This is a genomic window from Butyrivibrio sp., assembly GCF_017433805.1.
Classification (GTDB): Bacteria; Bacillota; Clostridia; order Lachnospirales; family Lachnospiraceae; genus Butyrivibrio.
Genome location: NZ_JAFRGN010000028.1, coordinates 16,492 through 37,312, shown reverse-complemented (window position 1 = coordinate 37,312; position 20,821 = coordinate 16,492). Strand labels below are relative to the sequence as shown.

Here is a 20,821-nt window from a genome sequence, read left to right as displayed (position 1 = left end):
GTAAATTATTCACAAGATAGGTTGTATGGGCTATTATTTAGATATGAATATTAAATTACCAGACAATGCAAAAATAATTTTAGATACAATCCATGAGGCTGGATTCGAAGCCTACGTGGTTGGTGGCTGTGTCAGGGACGCTGTTCTTGGCAGAGTTCCGGGAGACTGGGATATAACCACAAATGCCGTTCCTCAGGATATCAAGAAGCTATTTAGACGTACCATTGATACAGGAATTGAGCACGGAACAGTAACTGTAATGATGGGAAAAGAGGGCTATGAAGTCACGACCTACCGTATTGACGGCAAGTATGAGGATAACAGACACCCAAGCGAAGTAACTTTCACTAAAAACCTGACAGAAGATATGAAACGCAGGGATTTTACTATAAATGCCATGGCCTACAACGAGGAAGAAGGTCTGATAGACAGATTTGGAGGCTTGGAGGATATAGAAAAAGGCCTGATCAGATGCGTTGGAAATCCTTATGAGAGATTTTCTGAGGATGCCCTTAGAATTATGAGAGCCATCAGGTTTTCGGCTCAGCTAGGCTATTCCATAGAGGACAAGACCTGCGAAGCGATAAAAGAGCTGTCTCCAACTCTTGAGAAAATAAGCGCTGAGAGAATACAGGTAGAGCTGGTCAAGCTTCTTTTGTCAGATCATCCGGATAAGATAAGGCAGGCCTATAAGCTTGGCATTACCAAGGTAATCCTGCCGGAGTTCGATGCCTGCATGGAGACAGAGCAGAACAATATTCATCACGCTTATTCAGTAGGAGAACATATCATACAGACCATGCTGAACATAAGGCCAGACAGGGTGTTAAGGCTTACAATGCTGATGCATGATATGGCAAAACCTGCTACAATGACAGTAGACGAAGATGGAGTGAGCCATTTTTACGGACATGACTTAAAAGGCGCTGAGATGGCCAGAGTTATATTCAGAAGGCTCAAGTTCGACAGGGATACTATGGATAAGGTATGCAATCTTATCAAGTATCACGACTATAGATTCCCTGCAGAGGCCAGGAGCGTCAGACGCGCCATCAACAAGGTGGGAGTTGATGCATTTCAGGATTTCCTGGAAGTCAGATATGCAGATACCATGGCTCAGAGCGACTACCAGAGGCAGGAGAAGCTACAGCAGATAGAAGATATCAGTGCTATTTATGAGGAAATAAAAGTTAAACAAGAGTGTGTAACGCTTGGAGACCTTGCTGTTAACGGAAGAGACCTGATCAGTCAGGGAGTAACTCCAGGCAAAAAGATAGGAGATGTACTAGGGAAGATGCTGATGGATGTAATAGACAATCCAGAGCATAATTCCAAGGAGTATTTGCTAGAGCCGGAGCGCCTAAGTATTTTTTTGAAGGATCAATGAGGGGTAAGATCGTGAAAAAAACAAATCTGCGTACAAAGCTATTGCTTGCTCTTTCTATGGCGGGAATAATGGCTTTTCTATCACCTGTTTCGTATGCTTCCAGCGGGCTTGGAACTGAAAAGGTCAATGTTTCTTTGCTTGGAAGATACGATTCTGCAGATGTGGCAGCTATCAGAGCTGTAGACGTGGACAGAAAAGAAATCAGGTTCAGAAATCATTCAACTGGTAAGACCTATACACTAAACTATGATAATACCAGCATGATGTACGATATCTATGGGGATGTTCTATCACCAAGGCTTCTGTCGGATGGACAGATTGTCGAGGTGACCTTCTTAAAGAGCTCCAAACATATCACAACACTTAATGTGTCCAAGGATGCCTGGGTTATTGGCAATACCAGAGATCACAACCTTGTCAGAAACGATGGTACAGCCATTGTTAATGGCGATGTCTACAAGATTGATTCAAGGACACTTATCATGGCCGAGGAAAAACTGGCACTAGCTGAGGATATTCTTTCTACAGATTCTGTTACAGTAAGCGGAATCGGTCGCGATATTTACAGCGTTGTTGTGCAGAGCGGACATGGCTATGTTAGCCTTTCCTCTGAGACAGTTGAGAACCAGAGTCTTGTAGGTGCATGGCTTGAGCTTGATAACGAAGTAATCCACAAGATTTCTCCCAACATGCTGCTGAGCGCCCCTGAAGGCGATTATACTCTACAGATACTGGGAAATGGCGCTAATTACCAGTCTCAGGTCAGCATCAATCGTAACCAGGAGACAGTAATTGATACCAGTGATGTTACCATATCAAGGCCAAAAGAGGGCCTTGTAACCTTTGAGATAGATCCTGATACTGCTGACGTATTTGTAGATGGCTCCAGAATGCTTACGGGAGTTCCTCAGACGATTCAGTATGGTTATCATAACCTCAAGATAATTGCTGACGGCTACATTACACAGACCAAGTACCTCAAGGTTGGAACACCCAAATCGGTTATCAGCATAACTTTGGAAAAAGATGAGTCTGCCCAGGAGGCAAGCACAGTGGCATCTTCAGCCGCTTCACTTCCTCATAAGGAATCATCAGATGCCAGCTCCAAGGCATCAACCCAGGAAAAGAAATCTAATAAGAGCTCCAATTTTGCATCTGCCGTATCATCAGGTTCACTTAGCTCCAATTCTTCTGGTAAGAGCAGTACTGGCGTTACCAACAAAGTAATTGAGGGCTATAGAATCTATATTGATAAGCCAAACGGCGCAGAGCTTTATTTTGATGGCAATTATATAGGACTTATCCCATGTAGTGTTGCCAAGATTTCAGGTAATCACGAGATCATAGTCAAGAAAGAAGGCTATGAGACAAGAAGCTACAGAATAAACATTGATATGCAGGAAACAAATCTTAAGTATGAGTTCCCTGACATGGTCAAGATTAAAGACGACACAGATTCTGGCAGTGACAAGTCTTCAGATTCTGCATCAGAAGCATCCACAGCAGCTCCATCTGAGAGCTCCACAGAGGCATCCTCTGCGCCTTCAGAAAGCTCAACGGAGCCATCCTCAGAAGCGTCATCCGCTTCGTCAGAGGCTTCAGATGGCAGATCTTCCGACGAAGGCGGAAGTGGTGAGAGTTCTGGAGATTCATCAGGGGATTCATCCTCTACAGATGGTCACGGCTCAGAGAGCAGTTCAGAAGTAAGCGATGCTGCGAGTACAGCATCAGCATCATCAGGAGATTAACAATGCGATTAGATAAATATTTAAAAGTAACAAGACTTATTAAGAGAAGAACAGTAGCTAACGAAGCCTGCGATGCAGGAAGAGTAACAATAAACGGACGCCCAGCCAAGGCTTCTGCAGAGGTTAAGGTTGGAGATAAGATAACCATCGGCTTTGGTAATAAGGATGTCAGCGTAGAAGTGCTTGATGTCCAGGAAACAATTCACAAAGAAGATGTAACTCAGCTGTATCGTTATATTTGACACGGGGCGGATTGCAGTATTATTATAGGTTTAGGGTATTATCTAAATTTTGTCTTAATTTGAGGGGTATATCATGGCAAGCAGAGCACGCTATAAGCGTCGTCGCTTCCAGAATGCAGCAGGTATTATCTGGGCAAGCATCGTTGTGCTGATCCTGGTTTCTGTAGTATCGATAAAGAGTATTGGACTCATGAAGAAGGCTGATGAATATCAGACCAGAGAGGAAGCTCTTGTATTGCAGATTGAGCAGGAGGAGCAGAGAAGCTCAGAGATAGCTGAATTCGAGAAGTACACGCACACGCGTAAATACATAGAGGATACAGCAAGAGATAAACTGGGACTGGTATATCCGGGAGAGATTATCTTCAAGAATGAAAGTAACTAAACGAAAGTAATTAATTGTGAGCATAGCGCAGGCATCAATACGAGGTACGTATGAAGTCTGCGCTTTGATTTTTACAAGGTGATATGAATAGTTTCGAGAGCAGAGTTTTAGATTTCATAAGAGCAAATAATATGATTGAACCCGGCAGTACAGTACTGGCGGGTTTTTCAGGAGGAGCTGATTCAACAGCTATGATGCTCACACTCTGCAGCCTCCGTAAGGTCCTTGATATCAGGCTTATCGCGGTCCATGTCAATCATGGAATCAGAGAAGAAGCTTATCAGGATGAGGCTTTCGTCAGGGATTTCTGTAAAGAGCATGATATAGAGTGCTTTTTTTACCAAAAAGATATTCCAAAGCTTGCCAAGAAATGGAAGATGACAGAAGAGGAAGCCGGAAGACGTGCCAGATACGAGGCCTTCGTTGAGACAGCCGATCAAAATGGCGCAGCTACCATAGCAGTAGCTCATCACCAGAACGACGTGGCAGAAACTCTTCTTATGAATCTCATAAGAGGAAGCGGGCTTCATGGAGCAGGAGCGATCAGACCGGTCAGAGGGAATATAATAAGACCATTTCTGTGCGTTGACAGGGATGAGATTGAGAAATATCTAAGGCACAAGAGACAGCTCTTTTGCCATGACAAGACCAATGATGAGAATATCCACACCAGGAATATTGTGAGAAACATTCTCATTCCCAAGATGGAAAAAGAGGTCAACAAAAAGGCAGTTGCGCATCTGTGCAGGGCTGCAATAGAGTTTGCCAAGGTAGATGAATACATACAAAATGAAACAGATAAGAGATATCAGGCGCTGGTCAAAGAAAAAGAAGGCTGCGTCGAGATTGATCTAAAGAGCTATAGAGGCGAAGACGATGCTATTAAATCGGCGATCATCCTAAAGTGTCTTGAAAGTCTGACTCCGAGCAGAAAGGATATTACCTCTGCTCATGTGGATTCGATACTGGCTATTGCAGAAGGAACGGCAGGCACAGCATCTATCGACCTTCCATATAATCTGGAGGCTGTCAGGAGCTACGATAGTCTTACGATCGGGGTTAAAGACACAAAAAATTCATCGAATGCGGCCAAAGAGTATGAAATACCGTCAAATCTGGCTGTGGGCGATGAACTGGAATATGAGATTCCAAATTTGGGTATAGCACATATCAAAGTATTGCAATATAATGGTGGGAAACTATTTCCGTCCTCAGCGTATACTAAATGGTTCGATTATGATAGAATACAAAGAGCTGTATTTAGGCGCAGAAAGGCAGATGACTACATCCTTTTAGAGCATGTGGAAGGCCTTCATAAGAAGAAAATCAGTAAGCTTATGACGGATGAAAAGGTTCCCAAGGCGGTTCGGGATGATGTTTATCTTTTGACGGATGGCAGTAATGTCTTGTGGGCTCCGGGCATCAGAATGAGTGGAGCTTACAAAATAGGCGATACAACGGGCAGAATATTAGAAATCAATATTGATAATGGAGGTTTTTGTAATGGCTGAATCAGTACGTGTACTACTCAAGGAAGAGGAAGTAGATAAGAGAATTCAGGAACTTGGAGACATGATTAGCAGAGATTATCAGGGCAAGTCAGTTCACCTTGTTTGTGTACTTAAGGGTGGAGTTTTCTTCATGTGTGAGCTTGCTAAGAGAATCACTGTTCCTGTAACTATGGACTTTATGTCAGCTTCCAGCTATGGTAGTTCAACAAAATCAAGCGGAGTTGTTAAGATCGTCAAGGATCTTGATGAACCACTTAAGGATAGAGATGTTCTTATCGTAGAGGATATCGTTGATTCAGGAAGAACACTTTCATATCTTATCAAGATGCTTGGAGACAGAGGACCAGCCAGCATCAAGCTTTGCACACTTCTTGATAAGCCTGAGAGAAGAGTTACAGACGTTAAGGTTGATTATACTGGATTTGAGATTCCAGATGAGTTCGTTGTTGGATACGGACTTGATTATGATCAGAGATATCGTAACCTTCCATATATTGGAGTTGTTGAGTTTAACTAAGCAGTAGTAGTTTGCTTCATAAAAGGGGGCAATGGGGAATTTGAATAAATCTAAGAATTTTAACTCTATAATAATGGTGGCGATGATACTTCTGGCATTTGTAGTGGTCATCCAGTACAGTAGTAATCTGTTTTCATCTGGTGCAGATGTTTATAATGTATCTTCCCTCCAGAAAGATATAGAGGCAGAGCGAATTAAGAGCGTTGTGATCATGCCAAACGCCGAGACACCGACCGGTGCTGTAAGAGTTGCATTTACAGACGGCAAGAACGATGTGGTTTTTTATTCCACAGATGTTACGGTTATTGAGTCTTTGGTCAATGATAACAATGTCAGACTAGAAGTTAAGGACATTCCTTCAGAGAATGTTCTGATAAATGGTATTATTCCTATTATTGTGGGCCTTGTAGTCATGGTTTTCATGTACACCATGATGATGGGAATGCAGTCTGGTGGCGGTGGCAGCTCCAAGATGCTCAATTTCGGCAAGAGCAGAGCCAAGATGTCTACAGCTGAAGATAACAAGATCAAGCTGGATGACGTTGCCGGACTTAAGGAAGAAAAGGAACAGCTTGCAGAGATCATTGAATTCCTCAAGGATCCTGGTAAGTTCACAAGAGTTGGAGCCAGAATCCCTAAGGGAGTACTCCTCGAGGGAGCACCTGGTACAGGTAAGACTCTTCTTGCCAAGGCAGTAGCTGGTGAGGCTGGAGTTCCTTTCTTTATCATTTCAGGTTCAGACTTTGTGGAGATGTTTGTTGGTGTAGGTGCATCAAGAGTAAGAGATCTCTTTGCAGATGCCAAGAAGAACGCTCCTTGTATTATCTTTATCGATGAGATTGATGCAGTTGCCAGAAGACGAGGCACTGGTATGGGTGGTGGCCACGACGAAAGAGAGCAGACCCTCAACCAGATGCTCGTAGAGATGGATGGTTTCGGTACTAATGAAGGAATCATCGTAATGGCAGCTACTAATAGAGTAGATATCCTTGATCCTGCCATCATGAGACCGGGTCGATTTGACCGTAAGATCACTGTAGCAAGACCTGATGTTGGAGGCAGAGAGGAAATCCTCAAGGTTCACGCACGCAATAAGCCTCTTTCAGAGGATGTTGACCTTAAAAAGGTTGCTCAGACAACAGCTGGCTTTACAGGAGCTGATCTTGAGAATCTTCTTAATGAATCTGCTATCAATGCTGCTATGGACAGCAGACAGTTTATCAAACAGGCTGATGTTGAGAAGGCATTTATTCAGGTTGGTATTGGAACCGAGAAAAAGAGCCGCATCATCTCAGACAAAGAAAAGAAGATCACAGCCTATCACGAGGCAGGACATGCGATTCTGTTCCATGTTCTTCCAGAGGTGGGCCCAGTTCATACTATATCTATTATTCCTACAGGCCTTGGGGCAGCAGGCTACACAATGCCTCTTCCTGAAAAGGATGAGATGTTCATTACCAAGAAGAGAATGCTTGAGGATATCATGGTATCACTTGGTGGCAGAATTGCTGAGGAGATTATCTTTGGCGATATCACCACAGGCGCATCCAGCGATATCAAGAAGGCTACTTCAGAAGCCAGAAATATGGTTACCAAGTATGGTATGTCAGAAAATCTTGGTGTGATCAACTATGACGAGAATGAGGAAGATGTATTTATCGGATATGATATTTCTCATTCCAAGAAACACAGCGAATTCATGGCGGGGGAGATCGATAAGGAGGTTAAGTCCATTATCGATAAATGCTATGCAAAAGCTAAAGAAATTATACTTCAGTACGAGGATGTCCTTCACAGCAGTGCTGATCTTCTGATCGAGAAAGAGAAGATTGGCAGAGAAGAGTTCGAAGCTCTCTTTGAAGGTAAAGACATCGTTACGGATGTAGAAGTAGAAATTTGATTGTGAAAAGTGCACAAAAACATACAGCTGTTTTTGACAAATTTGTGAAGTATTAGTCTTTACGAGGGTTTGGGGGGATGTTAGTATAATATGCGTAACCCCCCAATACATTATATAGTTTTTTGCTATACCCCATAAGAAAGAAATACCTTCTCTAAAAAGACAGCATCGTAGCTGTCTTTTTTGCATTTAAGGAAAGAGAATGAATACTAAAGCTTTATTTCATGACATGACCCTGGACTATTTAAGACCAGCGGAACCAGACAAGAATAGAAAAACGCAGGTAAGATTCAGATGCTCCAAGGATGATAGAGTGGATGTTACGCTGGTTTGGGGAAACGAGCGTTACAGCATGCGTTATACAGAAACAGATGGGGAGTTTGACTATTACGACGTAGGCGTCAAGACAGGAAGCGGAACAGTTCCTTATTATTTCGAGATAATATCAGATGATGGTAACTGGTTTTATGACAAGAGAGGATGCGGTAGAACTGTTCTTGATAGCATGAAATTCAGGATCTTTCCTGGATTCTTTACTCCAAACTGGGCCAAGGGTGCAGTAATGTATCAGATTTTTGTAGATAGATTCTGCAATGGCGATAAGTCCAATGACGTTAAGACTGGCGAGTATTATTACAACGGACACAAGAGCGTTCAGGTTGAGGACTGGAGCCAGTATCCTGATGCCAATTGGGATTTTGGAGAGTTCTATGGCGGAGATCTTCAGGGAGTCCTTGATAAACTCGATTATTTACAGGACCTTGGAATCGATGTTATCTATTTTAACCCTATTTTTGTATCACCATCTTCTCACAAGTACGATACACAGGATTATGATCATATTGATCCACATTTCGGCGTGATCGTAGAGGATGGCGGAGAACTTAATACAGATGGTCAGGACAATACCAAGTCCACCATGTATATTAACCGCGTTACCAGCAAAAAGAACCTTGAGGCAAGTGATGCACTGTTTGCCAAGCTTGTAGAGGAAGCTCACAAGAGAGGCATCAGAGTTATTCTTGACGGTGTATTTAACCATTGTGGTTCTTTTAATAAGTGGCTGGATAAAGAGTGTATTTACGAGAATTCCAAAGATAACTATGAGAAGGGCGCGTATGTATCCGAGAACAGCCCTTATCGTAATTTCTTTTCATTTAATAACGAGAACTGGCCATTTAATACATCCTATGATGGCTGGTGGGGATATGATACTCTTCCCAAGCTGAACTATGAAGGTTCCAAAGAGCTTGAGGAATATATCCTCAGAATCGGACGTAAGTGGGTTTCAGCTCCTTACAATGCCGACGGATGGAGACTTGATGTGGCAGCAGACCTTGGCCATTCAAGGGAGTACAATCATTACTTCTGGAACAGATTCAGAACAGAGGTAAAAAAGGCTAATCCAGATGCTATTATCCTGGCTGAGCATTACGGACCAGCTGGAGAATGGCTTCAGGGCGGTGAGTGGGATACAGTCATGAACTATGACGCATTTATGGAGCCTCTCACCTGGTTCCTCACTGGAATGGAGAAGCACTCAGATGAGTTCCAGCCTACACGTGTGGGTAATGCCCGAGAGTTCTTCGATACCATGTCATATTGTGGCGGCGAGAATTTCAGCATGTCTTCACTGTATACAGCGATGAACGAGCTCTCCAATCATGATCACTCCAGATTCCTTACCAGAACATCGCAGAAGGTAGGCAGAACAGGAAATCTTTTGCCTGAGTCTGCTGAGACTGGTATCAACAAGGGCGTCATGAGAGAAGCTGTTATTGTGCAGATGACATGGCCTGGTGCTCCAACTATTTATTATGGAGATGAAGCAGGCGTCTGTGGATTTACAGATCCTGATAACAGAAGAACTTACCCTTGGGGACATGAAGACAAGGAAATGATAGCTTTCCACAAGGATATGATAGCTATTCACAAGACTTGTCCTGAGCTTATAAGTGGTTCTATTAGAGAGCTTCTTGCAGATCACAATTTCATTGCCTATGGCAGATTTAACAGAACTGCAGCTGTCATCGTGGCAATCAACAATAATGATTTCGAGGTAACCAAAGAGATAGAAGTCTGGCCAACAGGTATTCCACGTGATACCAAGCTCAGCACTCTTATTACTTCCGATTACACAGGCTATAACACAGATGGTTCAACAGTCAGAGTTAAAGATGGTGTGCTCACACTGACTCTTTCACGCAGGTCTGGAACTGTACTCAGGTACAACAGCTTTGCACCTGTGACAGATGACGAGTTCTGGGCAGATAACTACTTTGATTTTGCCTGATGCTTGTGAAATGATTAACTTTATTTTTTCAGGCAACAAGTATATAATGGAAATAACCATCAATACTACATAAACAAGGGAGAAAAACAATGTTAGTATCCGCAAGAGACATGCTTGTAAAAGCAAAAGAAGGCCACTATGCAGTAGGCCAGTTCAACATCAACAACCTGGAGTGGACTAAGTCAGTACTTCTTACAGCAGAAGAGCTTAAGTCCCCAGTTATCCTCGGTGTTTCAGAGGGTGCTGGTAAATATATGACAGGTTTCACAACAGTTGCAGCTATGGTTAAGGCTATGGACGAGAGCCTTGGAATCACTGTTCCTGTTGCACTTCACCTTGACCACGGTACATACGAAGGATGTTACAAGTGCATCAAGGCTGGTTTCACATCTATCATGTTCGATGGTTCACACTACAACATCGAAGAGAACGTTGCTAAGACATCTGAGCTTGTAAACGTTTCTCATCAGCTTGGTCTTTCTATCGAGGCTGAGGTTGGTTCAATCGGCGGCGAGGAAGACGGCGTTGTTGGTATGGGCGAGTGTGCTGATCCAGACGAGTGCAAGAGAATCGCTGATCTTGGCGTAGATATGCTTGCAGCTGGTATCGGTAACATCCATGGTAAGTATCCAGAAGGATGGCCAGGACTTAGATTCGACGTTCTTGATGCTATCCAGCAGAAGACAGGAGCTATGCCTCTCGTACTTCACGGCGGCACAGGAATTCCTGCAGACATGATCAAGAAGGCAATCACACTTGGTGTATCCAAGATTAACGTTAATACAGAGTGTCAGCTTTCATTTGCTGATGCAACTCGTAAGTATGTTGAGGCTGGTAAGGATCTTGAAGGTAAGGGCTTTGACCCTCGTAAGCTTCTTGCTCCTGGTGCTGAAGCTATCAAGGCTACAGTTAAGGAGAAGATGGAACTCTTCGGATCAGTTGGCAAGGCTTGATGCGATTTGTTTTAGGAGTAAATTGGGGCGAGGCCGTAAGGCTTCGCCCTTTGCTGTTTATATATACTTAACTTTGTTATGGGGGAACACCAATGAACAACGAATTAACCAGAAAAGATATTGAGGACATGGAGGCAGAGATCGAACACCGCAAGGTTGTTGTCAGAAAAGAGCTCCTCGAGCACGTAAAAGAAGCTCGTGCACAGGGAGATCTTTCTGAGAATTTCGAGTATTACGCTGCCAAAAAAGCCAAGAATCAGAACGAGAGCAGAATAAGATTCCTTGAGAGGATGATTAAGACTGCCAAAGTTATCGATGATAACACAACAGAGGATCAGGTAGGAATGAATAAATCCGTAACTGTTCGCATTGAAGAAGATGGCAGTGAGGAAACCTACAAAATAGTAACCACAATGAGGCAGAATTCCCTTAAAGGCCTCATCAGTATTGAATCTCCACTGGGCAAACAATTACTTGGACATAAGGTAGGAGACCGTGTTAATATTAAAGTAAGCGATAATTATAGTTATGAAATAACGATAACCAAGATTGAAAACACAGGACTCACAGAAGAAGACAGAATTAGAGATTTCTGATGTTTTTTCGGGATTTACGGAGGTAAATATGCGAGTATTTCAGGACTTTAAACCAGAGGATGTTGAAAACGGCGCTTACGTTTTTAGCGGAAGGAAATTTCTGGTAACGGCAGGAGATGAAACAAGGGTTAATACCACTGCGGCATCAAATGGCGGAGTTGGTCAGATGTGGGGCAAAAGAGTTACCTTTATCTGTGTCCGAAACAACCGTTTTACCAAGCAGCTTATTGATGCTGCTGGAGAATACTCGCTTAGTTTTTTAGATCACGAAGAATTTCGAGGTGCTATCAAGTACCTTGAAGCTGTATCTGGAAAAGATGAGGACAAATTAAAGGGTGCAAGACTCAATGTGGGATATTATGAAGGGGTACCATACATTGAGGAAGCTAACAATGTTATCGTCTGTAAGGTACTGTATAGGAAGGAGATAGGTAGGGACGGCTTTATAGAGAGCATCTTACCGGAGGTTGAAGCGAAAGAAGTTAATGATTATGTGATCTACGTGGGAGAGATAAAAAAGGTATTATTGCGATAAGTTAGTACAAAATGTGCTTATGAGGGGCATATGAGAACTAAAAGACCTAAGAATATCTTTTCCTGTGTGCTTAGCACGATTTTATTGGCGGTAGGCGTGTTATCTGGCTGCGGAGAGTCAGATCCACGCTCTGATAAGTATACGCAAATTTTAGAGGAATATGATAACAATGTTTCAGAGGAATTAGAATTCTATGACTCTGCTTCTACTATAGAGATTTCAGGATGGCTTGATGAATCCTGCGTCAAGAATCTCATGGCATTTCTTGCCGATGAATTCCCAAAATATAAATTTAAATACAGATACATATCCAAGGATAGCTACGAATCCATAATAGATGCGGAGCTTTCGTCACAGATAGCCACAGAGATTGTTATGATGACACCATCTATGGCTAAAAAGCATGCTAAAAACAGGTATATCGAGGATCTGACACTATACTGTGAGAATTTCACAGATAAGGGAAAAGAGGCCTTTATGTACGGAACCAAAATATATGCGGTCCCAAGTACCAGCGATTTTCAGTGTCTCTTTTACAATAAAGATATATTAGAGCAGAGCGGACAAAAGGTTCCGTTGTCATATTCAAGCCTTGTTGACCTGTGCGATTACATGCGAAACAACATGGAAATAAAACCATTATCTGCAGGTCTTAAGGATTCTGATAAGGTTGCAGATACAGCGCTTGCCCTTCTTTCATCAGGTTACTTTAATACCGATCAGGGTAAAAAGTTTGGAAGCAAAATGGCCTATGGTCAGACTACATTTTATGAAGAAATAAGGCCATATATGCATAAATGGCAGGATATGTGCATCCATAAGATATATACAAGGGATATGTGTATTATGGATGAAACAGCAGCAATAGAGGAATTTGCAGCTGGTAAGAGCTTTTTGTATCTGGGCGGATTATCAGATTATAACCGAATCAAAGAAAAGAACCCGGACATAAGACTGGGAACAATGGCTCTTTCAAGCGACAGTGTAGGAAAGGCTGTTCTTATAGGCGGCTGTAACTGTGGCTTTGCAGTTAATTCTTTTGACCCTAATAAAGGCTTTGCTATGGCTGTAGTTGGCAAGATAGCAACGGAAGAAGGACAGAGAGCACTGTGGTCTGACAGACAGGGAAGTCAGACCTATCTGAAAAATGTAATATTTGATAATCCGGACGAGTTCGACGAGATCAGGGCACTTACCAGTACAGACAGGGTAGTAATGCCGTGGAATCAATGGGGTAATAACAGTAGTCAGATTTATGAGAAGTTTGGATATGAGCTTCAACAGGTGGTACTTGGAGAAAGGACAATAGAAGTGGCATTTCAAAATATAGATGACGAAGTGAAGCAGCTTCTAAGAGAAGATTAAGAGGAGCGTATATGGGTGCAAAAGAAAAGGGACAATGGACATATAGTATCAAAACGCAGCTGAGGGTAATACTGGCTGTGCTTATTGTTACGCCTATCGTCTTTCTGGGAATTTACATGTATGTTGTAGCCAGAAAAAATCTGATTCAGCAAACGCAGATTGCCATGGAAGGTAATACTGATGTTATTGCCAATGAGCTTGAAAGCAACTGTAACAGAAAGTCAGATATCGTCAAGTTTTTTACCTATGAGGAGAACCTTAGAAAAACGCTTGAACACGCAAACAGTAATCCATATGCCCTTTCATCTGAATTAAGCAAAAATATCGAGCCTCTTATCTGGTATTACCTTAGTAGTGATACGAGAATTGAATCCATAAATATTTATTCTGAGCTTATATCAGAAGATCACCTTGGCGACTTTACGCACAGGCCAGAGACTGATCTGGAAAAGAAGTGGTATGAGCTGTGCTCCCAGGACTATAGCACCATGTGGGTTACTGATGGACAGGGTGGTGTTTATGTTATAAAGGCGCTTCTTGATATTGGAAGCTCATCTAAACTGGTCGGTGTCGTTGTCCTAAAAGTTAAGAATGAGACTTTCTTTTCATCTATTAGCAGTACAGGATATCTGGATAACGGAATTCTTATTGTTGATGGAGATGGAAATATTGTAATCCACAAGAGAATCGCAGATAAGGCACTTGATACAGAAATCTGTAAAGTTGCCATGGGATATGGCATTGATTTCATGAATAATGCCTTTGCTGAGGGCAAAGGTTATTTCCTGTCCTCATCCAAGACATTCGAGAATTCCTGGAAGCTCTTTTACTACGTAGATAGAGCTGAGATTACAGCAGATGTAATGTCGATTCTGCTCTCAGATACAGTAATTGCCATAGTTCTTTTTGCTCTGGCATTCATTGTTGCGTCGTTTTATGCCGGAAGATTCAGTAACAGAATCAGCAGACTTAATGACATGGCCGAGCAGGTAAGGAAAGGTAATTTTGATATTCAGGATAAAGACAAATATAAGGACGAGATTGGACAGTTGTCCACAGCCATGGTAGGAATGGCTGGTCAGCTAAATGCTATGGTGCAGGAAATCAATGAGCGTAACGAGAAGGATCTTCAGCTCAAGGATAACGATATCCACTATAGAGAGTGGCTGTTCGATTTCGTGGTTGAGAGAAATAACGATATTCTGGCAGTTGTGGATGGAGATAGTTATGTTCCAAGCTTTGTCACCTCGAATGTTGAGGATGTGCTGGGAATTCCATTAAATGATGTTAAGGAAGATATCAGAGCCCTTAACAGAGTACATAAATCAGAGGAAACTGACGGTATAACGCTTGAACATGTATTTGAGACGTGCAGAGATACTGGCGAGGCGTTCATACAGGATGAAATTCAGCTAGAAAATGTAAGAACCGGTGAGCATCTCTACTATCGTGGAATTACTGTTACTACTATTGATGACGGTGGTAAAAGAACTGCCATTGCGCTCTATGACAGAACTCAGGAGATTAAGAGAAATCATCAGCTTCAGGAAGCTCTTAATGCCGCTGAGACAGCTAATAAGGCCAAGACAAGCTTCCTTGCAAATATGTCTCACGATTTCAGAACTCCTATGAATGCCATCACAGGCTTTAACCTTCTGATAGACAAGCATGCAGACGAACCTGAGAAGGTAAAAGAGTATACGCATAAGATCAGCCTTGCATCGCAGAATCTTTTATCTATGCTCAACGATGTTTTGGATATGAGTAAGATCGAGAGTGGTAAGACTACTCTGGATATTAAAGAAATGCCAATAGGTCTTTTGCTGGAGGAAATTAATTCTGTTATCAGCTTCCAGGCCAAGAATAAGAACCAGGAGTATGTTGTGACTGTTGGAGGCCTTCAGCATGATATCTTCATGGGAGATAAGCAGAGGATCAATGAAATCCTGATGAATATTCTGGGTAATGCGATCAAATATACTCCGGAGGGTGGCAGGATTGAATTCTCTATTATTGAGTCTTCATCTTCATCAGAGGGCTTCCAGAACGTTACCTTTACAATCAAGGATAATGGAATTGGTATGAAGCCTGAATATAAAGATAAGATCTTTGATGCATTCTCCCGCGAAGAGAAGGGGGCGACCAAAACCATTCAGGGAACAGGTCTTGGAATGGCTATTACCAAGAGTCTTGTTGAGCTCATGGGCGGTACTATCAGGGTTGAGTCAGAAGAAGGCAAAGGAAGTACCTTTATTGTTAACCTAAGACTTAAAGCTATTGAATCAGACGTCGATTTCTGGAAAGCCAATGGAATATACACGATGCTTGTGGTTAATGGAGACAAGGCAGAAGATGAGAAACATCGGAAGGCATATGCCAACGAGGATCTGGATGTTACAAGGGCTTTCACAGGAAGTGAGGCACTTAAGTATGTTGATGAAATGCGCTCGGATAATAAGCACTACGACTTCATACTTATTGATGAAACTATCGATGATACCACGGTGGTGGAGCTGGTTAAGAATATCAGGGCAAGGGACAACAAGAATAATAGCCTTATCTTTGCTGTTACTGATAATTATGAGATGAACGCAGATGCTCTTAAGGCAGCAGGCTGCAATGATATTCTGCAAAAGCCTGTATTTGTCACGAATCTCAAGCAGGCAATTGAAGATGTGACCAAGATGAATGCCGAGAAGGAAGAGGAGCCTACAAATCCTCTTGAAGGAATGCACTTCCTTGCAGCGGAGGATAATGATATCAACGCAGATATCCTTATTGAACTAATGGATATGTTCGGAGCAACTGTAACAAGAGGCGTAAACGGACAGGAAGTTGTAGAGCTGTTTAAGAAGGCCAAGGAGGGCGATTATGACATGATCCTCATGGATATTCAGATGCCGGTTATGAACGGATATGAGGCAGCAGCTGCCATCAGAAGTATCCAGACAGACTGGGCTCAGAGAATACCTATCATAGCTATGACTGCTAATGCATATGCGGATGATGTGCAGCTTGCTTTTGATGCTGGAATGAATGCGCATGTGACAAAGCCTATTGATATCAAGGTTGTTGAGAAGACAATCCTTGAGTTTAAGAACAAATAAGGTTTATTTTATCCGTATAATATGAGAAAATAGGTTATTAATGGAGGGTAAAACGTGAACGGAGTAAAGAAAGTAACAGACGGAATATTTTGGATTGGTGGAAGTGACAGGAGACTTGAGCGTTTTGAGAATATTTTCCCGATTCCTGAGGGGGTTTCCTATAATAGTTACTTCATAGACGATGAGAAGACAGCTGTATTTGACACCGCAGATATCAGTGTGTCAGATCAGTATCTTGAGAATCTCAAGGATTGTCTTAATGGCAGGAAGCTGGATTATCTGGTGGTTTTACATATGGAGCCGGATCACTGCTCACTTATCGGCACAGTTGCAGGTCTTTTCCCTGAGGTTACTGTTGTTGGTAATGCCAAGACTTTCCAGATCATGGAGCAGTTCTTCCCAGAGGCAGCAGGCTTTAATAAGCTCGAAGTTAAGGAAGGGGATACGCTTTCTACAGGAAGCCATACCTTCCACTTTGTGACAGCGCCTATGGTGCACTGGCCAGAGGTATTATTTGCTTATGACGATGCGACCAAGGCACTTCTTTGCGCAGATGCTTTTGGAACCTTTGGAGCGCTCGATGGAGGTCTTTTTGCGGATGATTATGATTTCGAAAAAGAGTTCCTTAATTCTGCAAGGCGTTACTATGCAAATATTGTAGGTAAGTATGGAATGCAGGTTCAGGCAGTCCTTAAAAAGGCGCAGGGACTTGATATTCAGATGCTTCTTCCTCTTCATGGACCAGTTTGGAGAAAAGATATAGCGTGGTTTATCGATAAGTACCAGAAATGGAGTACTTACGAGCCTGAAACAGAGGATATTGCAGTTATCTATGGAAGTTTGTACGGCCATACAGCCAGCGCAGCAGAAGCTGTGGCAGCCAGCATAAGGGGCAAGACAAAAGCTGGTGTTAAGGTGTATGATGTATCAGGTACAGATGTTTCATATCTTATTGGAGAAGTTTGGCGCTGCAAGAAATTAGTTCTTATGTGCCCTACCTATAACAATGGTATTTATCCGCCAATGGAGAGCTTTTTAAATGATATGGCTGCTCTTGGTGTTCAGAACAGGACTTTTGCCCTTGGACAGAACGGAACATGGGCTCCTGTAACAGTTAAACTTATGACGGAGAAACTTCAGGCACTTAAAAACGTGACAATTCTCGAAGAGAGTCTTACAATAAAAAGTGCATTCCATAAAAAAGATACTGACAGCCTTGAAGCATTTACGGATGCTATAGTCAAGGCATAAAAATTAGTTTTTCGGAGGTTGAGTGTGAGAAAAGGAACAAATGTAATGAAGAAGTTTGTTGCCGTAGTAGCTATGGCAGCAACAGTTGCATGCGGTGTTTTTACATCTCATGTTGTAACTGATAATGCAGGAGTTGTAGCAGAAGCTGCTGGCAGACCAGTAACTATCAATTCTTGTGTAATACAGGGTGGCAACGTAGTTGCCAACGTTTCCTGCAAATCAGTTCCAGCTTCAGATGATGGTAAGTTTTATCTTTTTGCTGATGAAGTATATCAGGATGGTACAACAGGTAAGGTAGTTGCTACTGCAGACAGAGGCACAAGTGCTACATTTACTTTCCCTCTTGGATATAATTCAGGCGATTCTAATCTTTCAAGAAAGTTTTTGGTTGCTGTTAAGAGCGGTGGTTCAATGGTTCAGGTAAGTGATGAGCACTACATCACAAACCCAGAGGGCAATGCTTACAAGACAGTTGCCAGAAATGATCACGGTATCAAGGGAATTCTTCCTACTAATGCTGATGCTGCTACATTCAAGGATCTCGGTGTTGCTCAGATGGTTTATAACCTCTACATGGGCGATATCGTATGTGATGCATCAGTTCCAGGAGCAATCCTCTTTAATTACAATGGAACAGATTATTACTTTAACCCAGCAACTCTTGGCCAGTACGATGCCTTTGTTCGTTGGTGTCATGTGAGCGGATTCCAGCTTACAATGACAATCCTCAACAACAAGACAGAAGCTGGTGCGGACCTTATCCATCCTCTTTCAAGAGATGCTCATGTTTGTCCTGGTTACGCTATGAATACCAAGGAAGATGGCGGTACACAGCATCTTAAGGCTATCGCAGCTTTCCTTGCTATGAGATATTCAGGCGGAGCTTATGGAACAATTGATAACTGGGTAATTGGTAATGAGGTTAATGCCAGAACAGAATGGTATTACATGAGCTCAACAAACCTTGAGCTTAACGTAAGTGAGTATGTTAAGGCATTCCGTATTTTCTACAACGAGATCAAGGCTGTTAATGCTAACGCCAAGGTTTATAACTCAATCGATCAGGAGTGGCAGAGAAAATCTAATCCTGGATGTTCTCTTTCCAAGGACTTCCTTGATAGATTCAACTACTACATGAACAGAGAAGGTAACGTAGACTGGGGACTTTCAATCCACCCTTACAACGCACCTTTGTTTGATCCATATGCTTGGAAGCAGCAGGCTCAGTATGTTAGCAATGATGTAACAAGTAAGTACATCACAATGGAGAACCTGTATGTTCTTACAGATTACATGTGCCAGGCTTCATTCCTCAATCCTGCAGGTAAGGTAAGAGATATCTCTCTTTCAGAGATCGGCTTTACTTCAGACTTCGGCGAGGAGTATCAGGCAGCATCTATCGCATATGCTTACACAATGGCTTCAACTAACCCATACATCAAGAGCTTCATTCTCTTCAGAGAGACAGATGATGCTCACGAGATGGAGAGCCATATTGCACAGGGACTTAAGAATCTCGATGGTTCTCACAAGATGGCATATGATTACTACAAGGCTATGGGAACAGCTCAGCAGGAGACTTACAAGGCTAAGGCTTCAGCTATCATCGGTTACGACATCAACTCACTGGTTGCTAACCGTACATTCCTTTCCAGAAACGGCTGGTTTTTAAATGACTAACTTAGATAAAGAATTAGAAGCACTAAATAAGATTACAAATATGCAGAAGAATCTTCTGGGCAGCATCTACGGAGATTTCTTTTCATCAAGCAGCAGTACAAGTGGTTCAACAAGCGGAACATCTAATGTAACTGGGAATACTGTTAAAGAAAAAGATCCTGAGAAGCTTGAACAGGAAAAGAAAATTGGGGAAGCTGCTGATTCACTTGGAAACGCCATCGACAATGCTAACGCAGCACTTGGCGAAGCCAAGGACCTTCTTGCTAAGGACCCTAATATCAAGACTACAGCATCAGAAACAGAGGAGAAACCTGAGGAACCTGAAGAGGATCCGATGGAGTCCCTCGATAAGCTTATAGGACTTACTTCTATCAAGGATGATGTGAAAGAACTGGCTGCCTTTGTTAAGGTTCAGAAGGCCAGACAGGATCAGGGACTTAAATCAGTTCCAGTATCACTTCACCTGGTATTTACAGGTAATCCTGGTACAGGTAAGACTACTGTTGCCAGAATCATCGCAAGGATTTACAAGCAGATCGGAGTATTGTCCAAGGGTCAGCTTGTAGAGGTAGATAGATCAGGGCTTGTAGCTGGCTATGTTGGTCAGACAGCTATCAAGACACAGGAGCAGATCAAGAAGGCTAAGGGTGGCGTTCTCTTTATCGATGAGGCTTATGCTCTTTCTCAGAAGGATGATGCTTTTGGTCAGGAGGCTATTGATACAATCCTCAAGGCTATGGAAGATAACAGAGACGACTTCGTTGTTATCGTAGCTGGATACACAGAGCCTATGAAGAAGTTCATAGAGTCTAACCCAGGTCTCAAGTCCAGATTCAACAAGTATATCGAGTTCTCCGATTACAACATCGATGAGCTTGAAGAGATCTTCTACATGAACTGTAACAAGTACGACTACAAGGTTGATGAGGATGTTAAGCATCAGATCAGAGCTCTTATTACAGCCAAGAAGATTGAGAACATCGATAACTTCGCTAACGCAAGAGAGGTTAGAAACCTCTTCGAGGAGATCATCACTAACCAGGCAAGACGTATCTCAACTCTTGAGAATCCTACTGGTGATGATATGATGACAATCCTCCGCGAGGATTTGGAAGATCTGTCGGTTATTGCGGGAAATAAGGAAGAGGCTGCTGAGAACACCGAAGAAACCGCGTAAGTTTGACTTTTTCTCAATATCATAATAAAATCGATAATGTTGCTGATGCGTAATATACGCATCAGCAGCTTTATCTTAACTGTATCAATATTGTTTATCGAGGCGTGGCTCAGTTTGGTAGAGCGCTGCGTTCGGGACGCAGAGGTCGCAAGTTCGAATCTTGTCGCCTCGACT

General features: G+C 42.5%; 16 protein-coding genes and 1 tRNA gene. All 17 read left to right on the top strand.

Annotation, left to right across the window (positions count from 1 at the left end):
- The first annotated feature begins 43 nt into the window (after positions 1–43).
- The 17 genes from IJI01_RS07450 (at position 44) to IJI01_RS07370 (ending at position 20,819) form a co-directional block, all read left to right on the top strand.
- Positions 44–1,387 (top strand): CCA tRNA nucleotidyltransferase, encoded by a 1,344-nt coding sequence (locus tag IJI01_RS07450; RefSeq protein WP_292188128.1) that lies wholly within the window; start codon positions 44–46, stop codon positions 1,385–1,387.
- Between the two features lie 11 nt (positions 1,388–1,398).
- On the top strand, positions 1,399–3,135 hold the full coding sequence (locus IJI01_RS07445; RefSeq protein WP_292188125.1) for a PEGA domain-containing protein: 1,737 nt from the start codon (positions 1,399–1,401) through the stop codon (positions 3,133–3,135).
- Positions 3,136–3,137: 2 nt separating this feature from the next.
- The gene (locus IJI01_RS07440; RefSeq protein ID WP_292188122.1) at positions 3,138–3,377 is read left to right on the top strand and encodes an RNA-binding S4 domain-containing protein; all 240 of its coding nucleotides are present in this window, start codon (positions 3,138–3,140) and stop codon (positions 3,375–3,377) included.
- 73 nt (positions 3,378–3,450) lie between these two features.
- Positions 3,451–3,762, top strand: a complete 312-nt coding sequence (locus IJI01_RS07435; protein ID WP_292188119.1) for a septum formation initiator family protein — start codon at positions 3,451–3,453, stop codon at positions 3,760–3,762.
- 131 nt (positions 3,763–3,893) lie between these two features.
- Positions 3,894–5,273, top strand: a complete 1,380-nt coding sequence (tilS, locus tag IJI01_RS07430; protein WP_292188116.1) for a tRNA lysidine(34) synthetase TilS — start codon at positions 3,894–3,896, stop codon at positions 5,271–5,273.
- On the top strand, positions 5,266–5,790 hold the full coding sequence (gene hpt / locus IJI01_RS07425) for a hypoxanthine phosphoribosyltransferase (RefSeq protein ID WP_292188113.1): 525 nt from the start codon (positions 5,266–5,268) through the stop codon (positions 5,788–5,790). The genes tilS and hpt overlap by 8 nt, the downstream gene beginning before the upstream one ends.
- 31 nt (positions 5,791–5,821) lie before the next feature.
- Positions 5,822–7,690 (top strand): ATP-dependent zinc metalloprotease FtsH, encoded by a 1,869-nt coding sequence (ftsH, locus tag IJI01_RS07420; RefSeq protein ID WP_442861680.1) that lies wholly within the window; start codon positions 5,822–5,824, stop codon positions 7,688–7,690.
- Positions 7,691–7,892: 202 nt separating this feature from the next.
- Positions 7,893–9,983 carry an alpha-glycosidase gene (locus tag IJI01_RS07415; protein WP_292188110.1) on the top strand — a complete coding sequence of 697 codons (2,091 nt, stop codon included), beginning with the start codon at positions 7,893–7,895 and terminating at the stop codon, positions 9,981–9,983.
- Between the two features lie 89 nt (positions 9,984–10,072).
- Positions 10,073–10,936 carry a class II fructose-1,6-bisphosphate aldolase gene (fba, locus tag IJI01_RS07410; protein ID WP_292188107.1) on the top strand — a complete coding sequence of 288 codons (864 nt, stop codon included), beginning with the start codon at positions 10,073–10,075 and terminating at the stop codon, positions 10,934–10,936.
- A 92-nt stretch (positions 10,937–11,028) separates the two neighbouring features.
- Positions 11,029–11,532 (top strand): transcription elongation factor GreA, encoded by a 504-nt coding sequence (gene greA / locus IJI01_RS07405; RefSeq protein WP_292188104.1) that lies wholly within the window; start codon positions 11,029–11,031, stop codon positions 11,530–11,532.
- A 28-nt stretch (positions 11,533–11,560) separates the two neighbouring features.
- Positions 11,561–12,067, top strand: a complete 507-nt coding sequence (locus IJI01_RS07400; RefSeq protein ID WP_292188101.1) for a flavin reductase — start codon at positions 11,561–11,563, stop codon at positions 12,065–12,067.
- A 30-nt stretch (positions 12,068–12,097) separates the two neighbouring features.
- On the top strand, positions 12,098–13,432 hold the full coding sequence (locus tag IJI01_RS07395; RefSeq protein ID WP_292188099.1) for an ABC transporter substrate-binding protein: 1,335 nt from the start codon (positions 12,098–12,100) through the stop codon (positions 13,430–13,432).
- 11 nt (positions 13,433–13,443) lie between these two features.
- Complete coding sequence (locus IJI01_RS07390; RefSeq protein WP_292188098.1) at positions 13,444–16,539, top strand: ATP-binding protein; 3,096 nt, start codon at positions 13,444–13,446, stop codon at positions 16,537–16,539.
- Between the two features lie 54 nt (positions 16,540–16,593).
- Positions 16,594–17,790, top strand: a complete 1,197-nt coding sequence (locus IJI01_RS07385; protein WP_292188095.1) for an FprA family A-type flavoprotein — start codon at positions 16,594–16,596, stop codon at positions 17,788–17,790.
- Between the two features lie 24 nt (positions 17,791–17,814).
- Positions 17,815–19,470 (top strand): DUF5722 domain-containing protein, encoded by a 1,656-nt coding sequence (locus tag IJI01_RS07380; protein ID WP_292188092.1) that lies wholly within the window; start codon positions 17,815–17,817, stop codon positions 19,468–19,470.
- A gap of 40 nt (positions 19,471–19,510) precedes the next feature.
- Complete coding sequence (locus IJI01_RS07375) at positions 19,511–20,647, top strand: AAA family ATPase (protein WP_292188090.1); 1,137 nt, start codon at positions 19,511–19,513, stop codon at positions 20,645–20,647.
- Between the two features lie 98 nt (positions 20,648–20,745).
- Positions 20,746–20,819 (top strand) — tRNA-Pro (locus IJI01_RS07370).
- The last annotated feature ends 2 nt before the right edge of the window (positions 20,820–20,821 follow it).

What these genes read in the sequence shown, in the direction of transcription:
- IJI01_RS07390 (WP_292188098.1), top strand. Translation starts at nt 13,444, where the DNA reads ATGGGTGCAAAAGAAAAGGGACAATGGACATATAGTATCAAAACGCAG.
- hpt (WP_292188113.1), top strand. Translation starts at nt 5,266, where the DNA reads ATGGCTGAATCAGTACGTGTACTACTCAAGGAAGAGGAAGTAGATAAG.
- fba (WP_292188107.1), top strand. Translation starts at nt 10,073, where the DNA reads ATGTTAGTATCCGCAAGAGACATGCTTGTAAAAGCAAAAGAAGGCCAC.
- IJI01_RS07375 (WP_292188090.1), top strand. Translation starts at nt 19,511, where the DNA reads ATGCAGAAGAATCTTCTGGGCAGCATCTACGGAGATTTCTTTTCATCA.
- IJI01_RS07450 (WP_292188128.1), top strand. Translation starts at nt 44, where the DNA reads ATGAATATTAAATTACCAGACAATGCAAAAATAATTTTAGATACAATC.
- tilS (WP_292188116.1), top strand. Translation starts at nt 3,894, where the DNA reads ATGATTGAACCCGGCAGTACAGTACTGGCGGGTTTTTCAGGAGGAGCT.
- IJI01_RS07435 (WP_292188119.1), top strand. Translation starts at nt 3,451, where the DNA reads ATGGCAAGCAGAGCACGCTATAAGCGTCGTCGCTTCCAGAATGCAGCA.
- IJI01_RS07415 (WP_292188110.1), top strand. Translation starts at nt 7,893, where the DNA reads ATGAATACTAAAGCTTTATTTCATGACATGACCCTGGACTATTTAAGA.
- IJI01_RS07395 (WP_292188099.1), top strand. Translation starts at nt 12,098, where the DNA reads ATGAGAACTAAAAGACCTAAGAATATCTTTTCCTGTGTGCTTAGCACG.
- IJI01_RS07440 (WP_292188122.1), top strand. Translation starts at nt 3,138, where the DNA reads ATGCGATTAGATAAATATTTAAAAGTAACAAGACTTATTAAGAGAAGA.
- IJI01_RS07400 (WP_292188101.1), top strand. Translation starts at nt 11,561, where the DNA reads ATGCGAGTATTTCAGGACTTTAAACCAGAGGATGTTGAAAACGGCGCT.
- ftsH (WP_442861680.1), top strand. Translation starts at nt 5,822, where the DNA reads ATGGGGAATTTGAATAAATCTAAGAATTTTAACTCTATAATAATGGTG.
- greA (WP_292188104.1), top strand. Translation starts at nt 11,029, where the DNA reads ATGAACAACGAATTAACCAGAAAAGATATTGAGGACATGGAGGCAGAG.